Origin of the sequence: Peribacillus sp. R9-11 (genome assembly GCF_031345095.1) — a bacterium.
Lineage (GTDB): Bacteria > Bacillota > Bacilli > Bacillales > DSM-1321 > Peribacillus > Peribacillus butanolivorans.
Genome location: NZ_CP133763.1, coordinates 3,059,989 through 3,072,373 on the forward strand (window position 1 = coordinate 3,059,989; position 12,385 = coordinate 3,072,373).

12 protein-coding genes and 4 pseudogenes are annotated in these 12,385 nt (G+C 36.9%); 5 read left to right on the forward strand and 11 right to left on the reverse strand.

The features are described from left to right. Window positions 1-392 precede the first annotated feature (392 nt). Complete coding sequence (locus tag RE409_RS14850; protein ID WP_309557750.1) at window positions 393-1,706, reverse strand: HAD family hydrolase; 1,314 nt, start codon at window positions 1,704-1,706, stop codon at window positions 393-395. Window positions 1,707-2,488: 782 nt separating this feature from the next. Here RE409_RS14850 and RE409_RS14855 point away from each other — a divergent pair. Both RE409_RS14855 and RE409_RS30725 read left to right on the forward strand, forming a co-directional pair. Beyond that, window positions 2,489-2,900, forward strand: a pseudogene (locus RE409_RS14855) (IS110 family transposase); the annotation flags it as partial. Between the two features lie 8 nt (window positions 2,901-2,908). Next, window positions 2,909-3,052 (forward strand): annotated as a pseudogene (locus RE409_RS30725) (ethanolamine utilization protein EutH); the annotation flags it as partial. A gap of 188 nt (window positions 3,053-3,240) precedes the next feature. Here the strand turns inward: RE409_RS30725 and RE409_RS14860 are convergent. After that, complete coding sequence (locus RE409_RS14860; RefSeq protein WP_207196098.1) at window positions 3,241-3,741, reverse strand: hypothetical protein; 501 nt, start codon at window positions 3,739-3,741, stop codon at window positions 3,241-3,243. A 4-nt stretch (window positions 3,742-3,745) separates the two neighbouring features. Here RE409_RS14860 and RE409_RS14865 point away from each other — a divergent pair, with 4 nt between their 5' ends. After that, entirely contained in the window at window positions 3,746-4,033 is a 288-nt protein-coding gene (locus RE409_RS14865; RefSeq protein WP_201249381.1) for a hypothetical protein, read from the forward strand. A gap of 361 nt (window positions 4,034-4,394) precedes the next feature. Here the strand turns inward: RE409_RS14865 and RE409_RS14870 are convergent. Beyond that, a pseudogene (locus tag RE409_RS14870) lies at window positions 4,395-4,763 on the reverse strand (winged helix-turn-helix transcriptional regulator). A gap of 590 nt (window positions 4,764-5,353) precedes the next feature. On the opposite strand from RE409_RS14870, the gene RE409_RS14875 reads away from it, so the two are divergent. After that, window positions 5,354-6,349, forward strand: a complete 996-nt coding sequence (locus tag RE409_RS14875) for a zinc-dependent alcohol dehydrogenase family protein (RefSeq protein WP_309557751.1) — start codon at window positions 5,354-5,356, stop codon at window positions 6,347-6,349. A 424-nt stretch (window positions 6,350-6,773) separates the two neighbouring features. Here the strand turns inward: RE409_RS14875 and RE409_RS14880 are convergent. The 5 genes and pseudogenes from RE409_RS14880 to RE409_RS14900 all read right to left on the reverse strand — a co-directional run bounded on the left by RE409_RS14880 (window position 6,774) and on the right by RE409_RS14900 (window position 9,001). Further along, window positions 6,774-7,347: pseudogene (locus tag RE409_RS14880) on the reverse strand (recombinase family protein). A 264-nt stretch (window positions 7,348-7,611) separates the two neighbouring features. Further along, a complete protein-coding gene (locus RE409_RS14885; protein WP_201249379.1) occupies window positions 7,612-8,064 on the reverse strand; it encodes a nucleoside deaminase in 453 nt (150 codons plus the stop codon). Between the two features lie 256 nt (window positions 8,065-8,320). Further along, window positions 8,321-8,467, reverse strand: coding sequence for a DUF4822 domain-containing protein (locus RE409_RS14890; protein WP_309559278.1), 147 nt, complete (start codon window positions 8,465-8,467; stop codon window positions 8,321-8,323). Window positions 8,468-8,572: 105 nt separating this feature from the next. Beyond that, window positions 8,573-8,704 carry a DUF6254 family protein gene (locus RE409_RS14895; protein WP_242485240.1) on the reverse strand — a complete coding sequence of 44 codons (132 nt, stop codon included), beginning with the start codon at window positions 8,702-8,704 and terminating at the stop codon, window positions 8,573-8,575. A 114-nt stretch (window positions 8,705-8,818) separates the two neighbouring features. After that, complete coding sequence (locus RE409_RS14900; RefSeq protein WP_056524041.1) at window positions 8,819-9,001, reverse strand: hypothetical protein; 183 nt, start codon at window positions 8,999-9,001, stop codon at window positions 8,819-8,821. A gap of 176 nt (window positions 9,002-9,177) precedes the next feature. Here RE409_RS14900 and RE409_RS14905 point away from each other — a divergent pair, with 176 nt between their 5' ends. Then, the gene (locus tag RE409_RS14905) at window positions 9,178-9,429 is read left to right on the forward strand and encodes a hypothetical protein (RefSeq protein ID WP_309557752.1); all 252 of its coding nucleotides are present in this window, start codon (window positions 9,178-9,180) and stop codon (window positions 9,427-9,429) included. Window positions 9,430-9,691: 262 nt separating this feature from the next. Here RE409_RS14905 and RE409_RS14910 read toward each other — a convergent pair whose 3' ends face one another. The 3 genes from RE409_RS14910 to RE409_RS14920 form a co-directional block, all read right to left on the reverse strand. After that, complete coding sequence (locus tag RE409_RS14910) at window positions 9,692-10,411, reverse strand: DUF4386 domain-containing protein (protein ID WP_201224315.1); 720 nt, start codon at window positions 10,409-10,411, stop codon at window positions 9,692-9,694. A 200-nt stretch (window positions 10,412-10,611) separates the two neighbouring features. Further along, window positions 10,612-11,544, reverse strand: a complete 933-nt coding sequence (locus RE409_RS14915; protein WP_397444113.1) for a VCBS repeat-containing protein — start codon at window positions 11,542-11,544, stop codon at window positions 10,612-10,614. Between the two features lie 414 nt (window positions 11,545-11,958). Then, a complete protein-coding gene (locus tag RE409_RS14920; RefSeq protein ID WP_201185001.1) occupies window positions 11,959-12,177 on the reverse strand; it encodes a hypothetical protein in 219 nt (72 codons plus the stop codon). Window positions 12,178-12,385: the final 208 nt, after the last annotated feature.

Here is a 12,385-nt window from a genome sequence, read left to right on the forward strand (position 1 = left end):
GCCCCCCCCACATTCTCACACCAATATTAATATCCAGTTTTGTTTGTTAGTCTTATTCCATTAAATGGCCCTTAAATGTCAAAATGAGCGCTATCCTTCTTACAGGAAAGCGCCCTTTTCTTGAATTTCAATTACTTTTATATAAATACTTTTGTTTGCTACCGAATTTGATTTAATTCTTCAATATGTAAAACCCAAAATACTTTATGTTTACGAAATGAGAGTAGAAGATTTATCTTCATTTAAAATGGCTTAATGGGAATAGGGTGCATGATTTACACTGATTTTGGTTATGTTTTGGTAACTTGAATGTATAAAAGCGAGTCTAAGATGTCATCATCAATCTTTATTTTATACTCCGAGTGTGACTGAATCTCCTGGGACGAATCTTTTTATGGATTCGCCAACAATTTTTCTTCATTTGACCCAAGCTTGATCGTGTATTCAGTCGGTATCCATAAGCCTGTATTCTCATTTCTTCCTTGGAGAACATATTTCGGGTTGTTTTTGCCCATCCGTTCTGCAGCTGTTTTCGCAAGCTTGCCGATATCACCTGTTTTGAGGCGGTTGATAATTAAACCGAGTTTCAAACTCTTAATTGTCAGCATTTCATAATCTGTGTTGCTGTCTCCCGCTACGAATATCGGACCGTATCCGCCCCGCGTTTTGGAGATGGCGTGTTTGATCACTTCCACCTTACCTTCTCGAGCAGTGATCGGCCAATTGTCTTCATATTCTGCTTGAGTAATTCCTTCCTTCTTTTTTAATCTCATCCCAAAGACATTTTCCTTAGGAAGGTTGTAGCCGTATTTTGGATTTGACGAAAATACCTCCACCACCTCTTCCATCGAAGCCGAAATAACATAAACGTCAATCCCATTCTCCATAAAAGTATGCATTAAGTTTGCGATTTCCGAGGCCAGACGCAGTCCTGTTGTATAGGTAACTTGAACAGTACCGGCTTTTCCTAACATGGCCCCAGGACTTATAAGCGTCACCGATGCCATTTCCGCCCCTAAATTATAATCATTTGAAGCCTCTGCAAGCTGCTGAACTTCTTCGGTCGACATGTTGGCAAATAAATAAAGCACCCATGGATATCCGATTTCAACACCGTATGTTTCCCCAATGGCTTCATAAAGAAAGTACATTTTCGCTTTAAAATCTTTAAATTGATCAGTTGAATGAAGCGTTTCTAACCGCTCTGTTCCATTCATCCCATTATAGTTGGAATAAAGAAATTCGTAATCGCGCTTCAGATCCTCGGCAATTTCCTTGAGAGTGACCGCATCTCCTTGAAGGTTTTTAAACTCGTGTGAAAAGGGTCCATTCGGCACATTCTTTTTGATTACTTCATAAAACTCATCCGGTTGCATGTTATATGCCAAGTGATCGATTTGATAAAGAAAGAGGGCCTCCTCCGTATCATTCATGATGCTCGTATGATCCCAATCAAAAACAACATAAGGTTTTCGCTTTGGATCGTATCCTGTACTTCCAGCACCATGCTTATCAATTAGGTTTTGAACAGACTTATAGGTGTCAGGAGCCCATTTCCCTTTATCCAACACTTGAATACAATGGCCCTCCCTTTTTTGCGGAGTCGAAACTGCTTTTCCGCTTGCAGCCGCTCCTAAGGGAGCATACAAAAACAAGCAAATAACGATCATGCCAAATAAAGCTTTTAATTTGGTTCTATTATTCATATTATCCCCCCTGAAAAATGCAAAAGACGCCTGCCCAATAGCTCGTTATTAGCTATTGAAACAGGCGCCATTGCCGATTCATTCTTTTATGCGTAAATATTATCACGAATTTTCAAAATAGTCAAATATTTATTCGTGGTTCTTTTCTTAACAATTGTAACTTTATAAAAAAAGATTGATCATTTCTGTGATCCTTATTCAATTAAGCGCCCGTTTTGCACAAAAATCACAAAAGAGCTACATTAATAAGGTTTTTAAAATTATGGACGATAAAATCATATTTAGCTGAATTATCCAAAGAAAAAATTTTATATATTTCACTCTATTTCTTTAATTAAATAAAAAAATATCACCTAAACAGTGGGATAATTATAAACAATTTAGATTAACTCATATAGTTTCCCTAAATGCCCTTGCCCTGGCTGGGAACACTATTATTTCAGAAAACTATAACTTTTCATCTAATCAATTGAACACTACTAAAATTCTAAGAATTTAAGTATATACAAAACATCGATTGGTCAAGTGAAGGAAGTTTAAAATATTTGAAAGGAGTAAGTGGTTCTAAACTCTTAGCGGAGGATTTATACTGATTCTATGGCTGGGTGAGGAAGGTCGATGAACTATGGTGCCATTAGAGCCCATCCGTTAGTCTGACTCCAACGACCTCGGTGCATCACAGACTGTCGCTCCCTTACGGGAAGCACTCATGGTAGATTAATCCTATTCTTTCTGGTTTTTGCACCAGCCTCTAATTTTTCGCCATAGGAAGGATGGTTTCAATGGAAGTTATCAGTGAACGAGTATGCGGAATGGATGTGCATAAAACAACATTACCGCCTGCATTATGACCCCTGAAGGAAAGGAGATTCAAACATTTTCTACAAAAACGGTGTTTTTAATTCAACTGATGGATTGGATTAAATCACCTGGTTGCACTAACGTCGCTATGGAAAGCACAGGTGTGTTTTAGAAGCCTATCGTGAACTTAATTGAGGCTGAAGAAATGTAATTTTTAGTTGTTAAACCACAACATATGAAAGCAGTCCCTAGTCGAAAAACAGATGTCAGGATGCTGAGTGGATTGCTCAACTTCTTCGTCATGGGCTGTTGAAGGCAAGCTTTATCCCTGATAGAAATCAGCGAGAATTGCGTGAGCTTGTTCGGTATCGCAGAAGTATTATTAAAGAACGGCTAGTTTTTTTTCAAATGTAGAATATTTTACGTTTTTTTTGGACGGTGTGTGGAGGGCTGGGGATCCGATAATTGCGGATACATAAGATCAGTTTAGAGGGTTAGAAATTGCCGGATATATCGGTATTATGCTTGCTGGAGCGTTTCCGCTGGCCGAAAGTGTAATTAGTGTATTTGACTTTGCATACTAACTAATTAATTAAAAATAGCCACCCCCTTAAAGCTTAGAGAAGTGGCTGGTACACATTATTATTTATTTAATATCTTTTATCTGTATCATTTTAGGTGCCGCTCTTTGCTTATTGCCTCGGTCTCTTTTTTATTTTGGATTCTAATGCCATTATTCCACATAAGCACTATTCTTAGCTGTAAATTGAACTTCTGCAACAGATAACATAAGAGGACCGCTATGTGATTCCTCAAAAACAATACCTACCTTAGCAAGCTTAGTACCACTTGGTACTTGTGTCTTAGCTTCAACGATATTGAATGTTACAGATTTATCCTCATTAGTAACCTCTTTAGTACCTAAATCATAAACTTTTCCAGCTTCATCATATGCTTTGGCACTTAACTTCTTGATTTTACCATTAGTGTATTGTGGACGGTTAAAAACTTCGAATCTAGTAATTTCTTGTGGCTTATTAAAGTTAAACTCTAGACTTAAAGGTAGTGAAATTCCTTCTTCAGATGTTATGCCCCATTTCAATTCGGCCAATGAACCCTCGCTTAGATCTCCATCTATAAGCTTGTCAAAAGCCGCAGCTCCCCCTTGCATTTTTTCTGCTTCTCCTGTAACAGTCAGATCCCTTTTCGTTAATAATAATTCCTTAGGTAACAAAGCTTTGAAAACGTTGGCTGTAGAGTGTGTACTAGCGACATCAAGGCAAAATAATCGAATTGCTTCACATCGAAAAAGGATTACCAAACGGCAGGGAAAAATGAAGGGACGAATCGCTTCTGCTCATTTACTATTAACGATTGCTTACAACATCTTAAAAACAGGAGAACCCTATCATGAACTAGGTTCAAATTACCTTGAAGAAAAACAAAATAACAAAGAATTAAAAATGATCGAATACCTAAAAAAGAAAGGCTATACAATCGCTCCATCTGAACAACAAACTGCATAACCAGTTAATATAACGACATGGTACATTTACGTCCTTCAAAAAATTAGAATATGGGGCTTATTTTGTATGGCCTTTAACGAATATATTTTCATACAAAAAAGCTGCCTTAAAGACAGCTCCGATCTTTAGCTTCCGCACTTGTTAGTTTAAGTACATTTTTCGCAACCTTAAGTGGAGTAAAAATTTGGAGATTTTTTTACCCCCAAAAAAGATGGTCTTTTTTAACTAAATTAGCACCCGTTAGTCAAAAAATGATTTTTTATCACGGAAAGGAAAGCAAAATGTCCCTTCGGCTGTTCCTCCTTCAGAATGAACTACAGCAATAGAACGTACATCATCTGTCGGCGAGACCCTATTGATGCTACAAATTTTCTGAGGTCTTTCGTTTCATTAAAATCTCATTTTCGTACCTATCTCCCCAATCTCGCATGAGGTAGATAATAGGTTTTAATGTTTCTCCAAAAGCAGTAAGAGCATATTCGACTTTTGGAGGAATCTCTCGATATATTTCGCGATATACCATACCATCTTGTTCCAATTCCCGAAGTTGTTATGTTAACATACGTTTTGTGGTATAGGGCATAAGTTTCCCTAACTCGTTAAAACGTTTAGGTCCGGAAATTAAGTTATATAATATGATCCCTTTCCATTTGCCGCCTATCACATCTACTGTAATTGCAACAGGGCAAGCTGCGGTATCAGGACACTTTTCTGTTTTAAAGTCCTTCATAGTAACGCCCCAATTTTTTTAAGTATCAAATTGTATACTATATTACAAATTTTATCCTATTCCACAAAATTGTGCGTACTTTTAAATTTATAATATTTAAAGTATCATTGATTTTACAAGTGAAGACTAAATATTCTCTCTTTTTGGACTATTCACCATTAAAGATGTTTTGTAAAAAAATCCGATGAGAATGTCACTAACTAGCACAGCAGTGGATTGGAACCAGATCATCTCATAACACATGAAGGAATCATTTTTATGATCGTTTCGAAGGGAGGGTAAGAAATTGGGATTGTTTTCGGGGATATTATTTACCATTTTATAGGCATCTGGAGCTGTTTCTGTTAAATTTGGTCTTCTGTGATCCCCTCCATTTACCATGGGAACCATCCGGTTTCTTTTAACAGGTAATTTACGATTTAATAAATCACCTAGACATAGATTAGAGAAGAAGCTTGGATCATAAAGGTCAAAGGGAAAGTAAAAGTAGGATATATTAGCTTTATTCTTAGCACATACCAATCATCCTGACCATGAATAGGTAATGAGACATTTTCCTATTTTTAGGCAAAAAAAAAGGAGTGACTAAAATGAAATCACAAATTATTCAATCTTTTGGTGAACCATCCGTATTTCAATATAAAGAGATTTCAAAACCTGAACTGAAACCTGGACATGTACTTATTCAAGTAAAGGCTACAAGTGTAAATCCTATTGATACGAAAGTTCGTGCTGGTGCAGTTCCAGCCGTTGCACCCGAGTTTCCAGCAGTATTACACGGAGATGTGTCAGGGTTGGTATCTGCAGTGGGTGAAGGAGTAACCTCGTTTAAAATTGGCGATGAAGTGTTTGGATGCGCGGGTGGATTTAGAGGCACTGGCGGTGCACTTGCAGAGTTTATGCTTGCAGATGCCGATTTACTTGCTCATAAGCCGAAAAATTTGACGATGGAAGAAGCCGCAGATTTACCATTAGTTTCCATCACCGCTTGGGAAGCATTATTTAATCGTGCAAGGCTTATACCTGGACAAAATATATTGATCCATGGGGCCACCGGAGGTGTAGGACACATCGCCATTCAACTAGCCAAACGGGGAGGAGCAACAGTCTATACAACTGCCTCTTCGCAAGAGAAACTGGAGATTGGCACGCGCCTTGGTGCTGATATAACTATTAATTATCGAGAAGAAAACGTTCATGACTATGTACAAAAATATACAAACGGAAAAGGATTTGACGTCGTGTTTGACACGGTAGGGGGTGAAAACCTTGATCGCTCTTTTGAGGCAGCAGCGGTACATGGAACGGTAACAGCCATTGCTACTCGTTCGACTCATGACCTCTCCCCCGTGCATTCAAAGGGACTTTCTCTTCATGTTACCTTTATGTTGTTGAAGATATTAAACAAGGACATGCATAAACATTATGGAGAAATTTTGATGAAGGTTGCTAGGATGGTTGAGGAAGGGAAACTGCGTCCGCTTTTGGATTCAAACATTTTTACGTTTGATGAAGTCTCAAAAGCCCATGAGTACATGGAGTCAGGCAAGGCGATAGGAAAAATTGTTTTGAAAAATAGCTGGTAATATTATTGCAAATTTGAAATGCCTCAACAATTTTACGTTCATTTAAAAGTAGATGGTCAATAGAATCTCTATAAGATTCTCGATGTACCGTCTGCTTTTATTTTTAATTACCGTAAAAACCAACAGGGCCTAGTAATAGAAATATCGGCAACTTTAAGATCATTTGAAACCACTACTACTCTTTAAATAAAAGTTTTTGTCAATTTCTTTTCGGTTACATCCTCTTGTTCTTCATTCCAAAAATCATACTTTATACCTCAAGAATTACTTTTCTTAATGAACTAACCTGCCCCGTTTGTTCATTAAGAAAAAAGGCCACCAAATGTCAGCCCCGGATCTCAACTAACGCACTAGTCAGTTTAAGAATTTTCTATTTCGAATTGATGTAATAAACCAGATTATCAGTCCATTCACCAAATCTATTTTATTTAATTTTTGCATATAACGTGGAACGTGGAACTCCTGTAGCTTTTACAATGTCATTCACACTCATTCCGTTTGTTTCACGTTCATTATATAGCTGAATAGCTCGTTTTAAAGTCTTTTCATCTTGTCCTGCTCTTCCCATATGCTTCCCTTACCTTTTTGCTCTCTCCCGGCCTTCTGTAGTTCTTTCTACAATCAAATCACGTTCAAATTGTGCGAATGAACCTTAAATATTAAAAAGCAGTGTTTGTAAGCTATTTCCTTCGTTTGAACCATCAAATTTCATATCCTCTTTTACAAATCTTACATTAACCCCTTTTTCAGCTAATTCATGAACTATCTTATTTAAGTCCATAATAGAATGAGCTAAACGATCTATTTCAGTTACTACTAAAGTATCTCCTTCTCGTGCAAATTCAATAGCTTCATAAAAGTTGGGCTCTTTGTTTTGTACTTGTCCCGGTTACTTTTTCAACAAAAAGCTTTTCCCACCCTTCCTTTTCTAATATTTCCAATTGCCTTTCTAAATCCTGAACAGTAGTTGAAACCCTCGCATAACCAATTAACAATATGTATCACCCTTTGTCTAAAAGTCTTAAGTGTTTTATACTAATAATTACAGACTAACGTCTAGACATGAAACAAGAATAAATAAACAAATATGTCATTTTAGGTTTTCTTTTGCACTATAAGTAAATATTAAAAGTCCAATTTCTCAGCATTAAAATTGAGAAATTGGACTTTTATCGTTACTACAGAAATGCGCCCGTTTGCTGAAGATCAATAAACTTATATAAACTTGTTTCCTGAATCATTATACCCACAGTTTCCCAAGACTACGTTCTCTCCTTCCAAAGCTTCATTGGATTTTTTTGCCCTTCATTTAATGGCATTTGTATCATCGAAAGTGAGCGTTCTGCTTTTGTTTTTTGTAAATCCTCATATATAATTTTAGATTTCCCTAATCCCACTTCAACCGCATTCTCAACTGAAGCACAATAAAAAACCTTTTCGATTCCAGCAAAGTACATTGCCGTTAGACACATCGGACAAGGCTCCCCACTTGCATACATTGTATAACCTGATAGATCATTCGTTTGTAATTGCTCTTGCGCGCGCCGGATAGCCAGTAATTCCGCATGTCCACTAACATCATAAGTTTTGTGCAGCTCATTAACACCTTCAGCTACAACGTTGTTATTTTTCACAAGTACTGCACCAAAAGGTTGTCCACCCTCACGAACATTTTCTACCGCTAGTTCTACTGCTCGTTCCATGAATAAATCCATTTCAAAACCTCCATTAATGATTTAAATTAAATACTGTTAATGTAATTATAAGACATTAACAATGGCCTTGCTGAATAATCGTTCACCTATAAACACTATAGTTTTAAAAATTTGAAATTGGGGATACCATTGTCGGAGGAAAAAGTTCAGTTGTCCAGGAATTACTAATTATTTCTTTTCTTGTTAAAGGAAAACAAAAAGGGAACGGAGAAACCCATTCCCTTTTTGACTAGATGCTAATCTTTTTTAACGTTTTTTATTTAGTGAATTTTGGTTTAAGATCACCTTTATAAGATTCATGCTCAACGTAAACGTTTATGTCTTTACCATTTTTGTCATTGCCAGTTCTTTTATAGAAATTAGGCTTTTTTCGTTGCTCCATTAAATGGCCCTTTAATGGAATAGCATGACTAACGTTTTAACGACAAAGAGAGGGTACCCCAAGGGAGTGACCTCACTATTATGTGGGGCTCTGACCTTTGGGATAGCCTCTCATTCTTAAACAGTTTTACTTAGTTTCAGATTCATTTTTGCCCATATCTTCAGTTAATTGTTCAAATGATCTGACCTTACCAGTTGGATTCTGCGATTGCTTACGATCTTTCCATTGGCGTTCTTGTTGTCGCTTAGATTGAGTCATCTAAATAAGCTCCTATACATAAAGTTCAGTAAACAGTTTGAAGCATGATAAGCCTCCACCCTTTGTACTCGGTGCAGGTATCACTTATCATAAGTCGAGTCTGGCAAGTATTAATTAATGCATGCCTTTCCACTCACCTTGATTTTTAGAAGCCTTTTCTTTTTTTGCTTTATTTTTATGTGCTTGATTAGCGTTTGCACTGCCAAATTCTTGAGAGAATTCTGAATCAGTTTTGCTTGAATCAAATCCTTGTTTGTTCTTTTGGTCTGCATCATTTTTCTTTGTTCGTTTTGCCATGGATACCCCTCCTTCTTATCTTTAGTATGAGATCAGAAAGAAGAAATATACCCCGAATTAAAAACGATAGTAACATGAATCTGTCAGGTAATTCGGGTAAAAAACAAAGTGAATAATAAGTTCCAGTTCGGTTATTTTATAAGTTATTACCTACAATGTTGCCGTTTGTACATAAGATGTTTGAAATTAACTTAACACCAGAATTTCTTGACTTGGATATCTACGAAACAATGGATACCCTAATGCACGAGATGGTTCACTTGTATAATCGGATACATGATGTTCAAGACGTTAGCAGGAGTGGGACATATAAGGAATCCAAACTCATTTCCACTGCCAAAGTGTCAATCGTTGCCTGTATTAATAAGTTGCTTCATTGGATTTACGCTTTATTAAAGAGAAAAGAAACTTTCCTAGATTTAGCCTGATTAACGGTTTTGTGTAACAGAGAAAAATCCTTCCAAAAGGATACTGGAGGGATAACAAGGAGTGAGGTTTTCCTTCTGTATTCTATCTCATTTCTTGTATTAAACTTAACGATGCGTTAGTTTAAGATCCGAGGTGCCTTTAACGCAGCTTTTTCTTTTATCAACTATCGGGGCAGGATTGTTGCAATCTCCGAAGTCGTCAGCTATAAAAGCAAATTCTTGCTCAACAACAGCAATAGATAGCCCTCCTTTTTTTGGATAACTATCGCCTCTGTTGAACCTTTACACCCTTAATCAAAAGCCAGAATGCTAATGAAAGCTCTCCAATCACACCGGGTACGGCTACAACCAGTAAGAATATCGTTTTGTAGTCGGTGTAGTTGGGTAGAAGAAAATGTGCAAAACTATCTATTAAATATCCAGCAGATGCAATGACCAAGAAGAACCCAATCATTCTTGGTATGTAGCCTCCTGACTTGATTATTAAATAACCAACGACAAACAAATGAAATCCAAAAAATACTAATCCAATAATCCATCCATTGTTAAAAGCATCGATTAGTAACATCACCTGAGCTTGGAACTGATCTGTTGTGAATACCGTCAAATATTCAGTACCACTTAGAAGTTGTAAAACATTCAAAAAATTATGCAAAGCGATACCAAAAATGGCGGTGTATACCAATCTAAACCACGCGGCGAGCATCGCAAGATTCTTATTAACGGGTTTGAGTAGAACATACAGTGCCCATGCTAACAGCACATCAAGAATAAGCACGATGACAAAGCTAATAAATCCACTTCTAAATAACATCTCATTAGTTATGATGTTATTAGCAGTTGTTGCTGCATCATCCGATATAATAAGACCATTAAAAACAGAAAAGTTAGAAAACATAGCAAGGATAGCCATAAGTAGAAGCCCGAACCCTGCGACTCTAGAATAATAAAGTGGTGAAGCTTCATTGTTACGGTTTGTCATTTCTAACTCCTCCTAATTTTTAACTATACATGAAGCTCTTGATACATTTGTAATTTCACAAATTCGATATGCAGATCATTCTGACTCGAAATCAAATTCAGATATTGTAGACCGAAATTCAAATTGCGATGAAATATCGCCTATTAATCTCGTACACATGAAGAAGTTTCTTTAGATACCAAAAATAATGATTCCAGCTGCTATATTTCCCCGCCAAAGATTGCCACATTCTGCCGGTCAGGACCAAACACATGCCCGTTCCATTTCAATACGGTCTGTACAAATCCGAGTGAGTCAGCATTGTACCTCCCTGCTATCCTCTGATAGGCTTCGAGCTCATAAGTGCCGTCCTTGTTAAAATCGACCGGATATAAACCGGACAAAGGATTGACCCAGCCTTCTATCGATGCCTTCAAAATACCATTCTTATTATAAATTTCAGTTAAATATTCATTTCCCTTGTAAGTAAGTTCAAGAATGTACTTTTCTTTTAGTTTATGACTAATCACAGTCGCTTTGTATTGATCTTGATAGGTCACACTGTACTTATAATCTTCATTGAATGCATCAGAATTAAAAATCTGCCTCATTTGACCGTTAATATAAGAAAATACATACGTATAAATCGTACCGGAGCTTCCTCCTGTATCCATGACTACTAAAATATCATCCACCTTGTTGTCTGTAAAATCACCAAGAAAGAGTGTGGGGTTGTATCCGAGGTTATCCTTTAAGGGGAATTGCTGATAGTGATTTGTTCGCCCATTTTGGATGACAAGAGTTATATTTTGCCATAGTGGACTATCAGGAGTTTTATTTGCTGTAAGAAGGACATTATCAATTATACCGTCTCCGTCAATATCTACCCGATTTTCAGTTACAATTGAAGGGTTGTTCTGATTTATTTCTCTTGAAAGAAAATGCTGGAGCTTCACCTTCATTTCCAGTAGCTCTTGCTTTGAAGGATACGGATTTGGGAACGACAAGGCGTTATCAATTGTTTCCAGTGCTTCGTCTGTTAATCCCACTCTTACCTGCGCATCAGCCAGAAAGAACCAATAATAAGGATCATTCGTTTCTTGTATTTTTGTTTGATAGTAATGGATCGCTTTTCTGAGATCATACATGTCCATATTCAGCCCACCTTCCTTTTTATCAATATAAAATTATATGCAGGAATTTGAGGCTATAGCCTTAAGATCTTTTTTATTGCACTATGAATGTACTACCCTAAATAAATAAAAAGCCAATCTTGCCTGATATGGTTAAAATCGCTCCGTTATTAATGATATGGTTCTCCGTAATGAATCTAAGTGTAGATGTTTATTTTTTCGCCGATAGACTTAGTGCGAATTTAAAGAAATGTCCAACAATCTGGCTCAATTGTTGAATAAAGGTCAAACAACACTCTTCAAGTATCCTGGCCCTTTAGTTCCACAAGAAAAAAAGGTTGCCGCAGCAACCCTTGTTATTGAAGTAAAGCACTGTTAGTGTAAGAAAACACAATCAGTACATAATCTGCCACAATGCAATTGCAAAAGAAAGATTTACATGCCCCTACTTAATAGGGCTTTTTCATGAATACAGGTCAGGTATTTTCGGGATACAGCATTAAAATATCCTACATCAATAATTGCTATTTCTCCTTTATTCGGGCATTGAATATGCGTCAGCTGAAGTGATTCATTGATTATGACCAAGTCAATTGCGTCCAATTCTTTTTTGCACGCCGAACATTTTACAGGTAGTAAGTTTTCTTTTTCCATTAAAGAAGCCCCCTTTTGATAATAGGTATTCTCTATGTCTAGTTGCTAATCCTACCTGTTCACATAACCGTCAAAAATCCCTTTTTCCATTACATATTAATTTTGGTGTCTACATAGCTTGATAAACTTACCTGCCCTTTTTGTTCCATAAGAAACTCCTATGGCGGCGCTCCTCGCCGCCACCATCTACCACGAAAACCTGCTCTTT

Coding starts and splice junctions, on each gene's coding strand:
- RE409_RS14850 (WP_309557750.1), bottom strand. CDS start 1,706: ATGAATAATAGAACCAAATTAAAAGCTTTATTTGGCATGATCGTTATT.
- RE409_RS14875 (WP_309557751.1), top strand. CDS start 5,354: ATGAAATCACAAATTATTCAATCTTTTGGTGAACCATCCGTATTTCAA.
- RE409_RS14885 (WP_201249379.1), bottom strand. CDS start 8,064: ATGGATTTATTCATGGAACGAGCAGTAGAACTAGCGGTAGAAAATGTT.
- RE409_RS14895 (WP_242485240.1), bottom strand. CDS start 8,704: ATGACTCAATCTAAGCGACAACAAGAACGCCAATGGAAAGATCGTAAG.
- RE409_RS14900 (WP_056524041.1), bottom strand. CDS start 9,001: ATGGCAAAACGAACAAAGAAAAATGATGCAGACCAAAAGAACAAACAA.
- RE409_RS14905 (WP_309557752.1), top strand. CDS start 9,178: ATGTTTGAAATTAACTTAACACCAGAATTTCTTGACTTGGATATCTAC.
- RE409_RS14910 (WP_201224315.1), bottom strand. CDS start 10,411: ATGACAAACCGTAACAATGAAGCTTCACCACTTTATTATTCTAGAGTC.
- RE409_RS14915 (WP_397444113.1), bottom strand. CDS start 11,544: ATGGACATGTATGATCTCAGAAAAGCGATCCATTACTATCAAACAAAA.
- RE409_RS14920 (WP_201185001.1), bottom strand. CDS start 12,177: ATGGAAAAAGAAAACTTACTACCTGTAAAATGTTCGGCGTGCAAAAAA.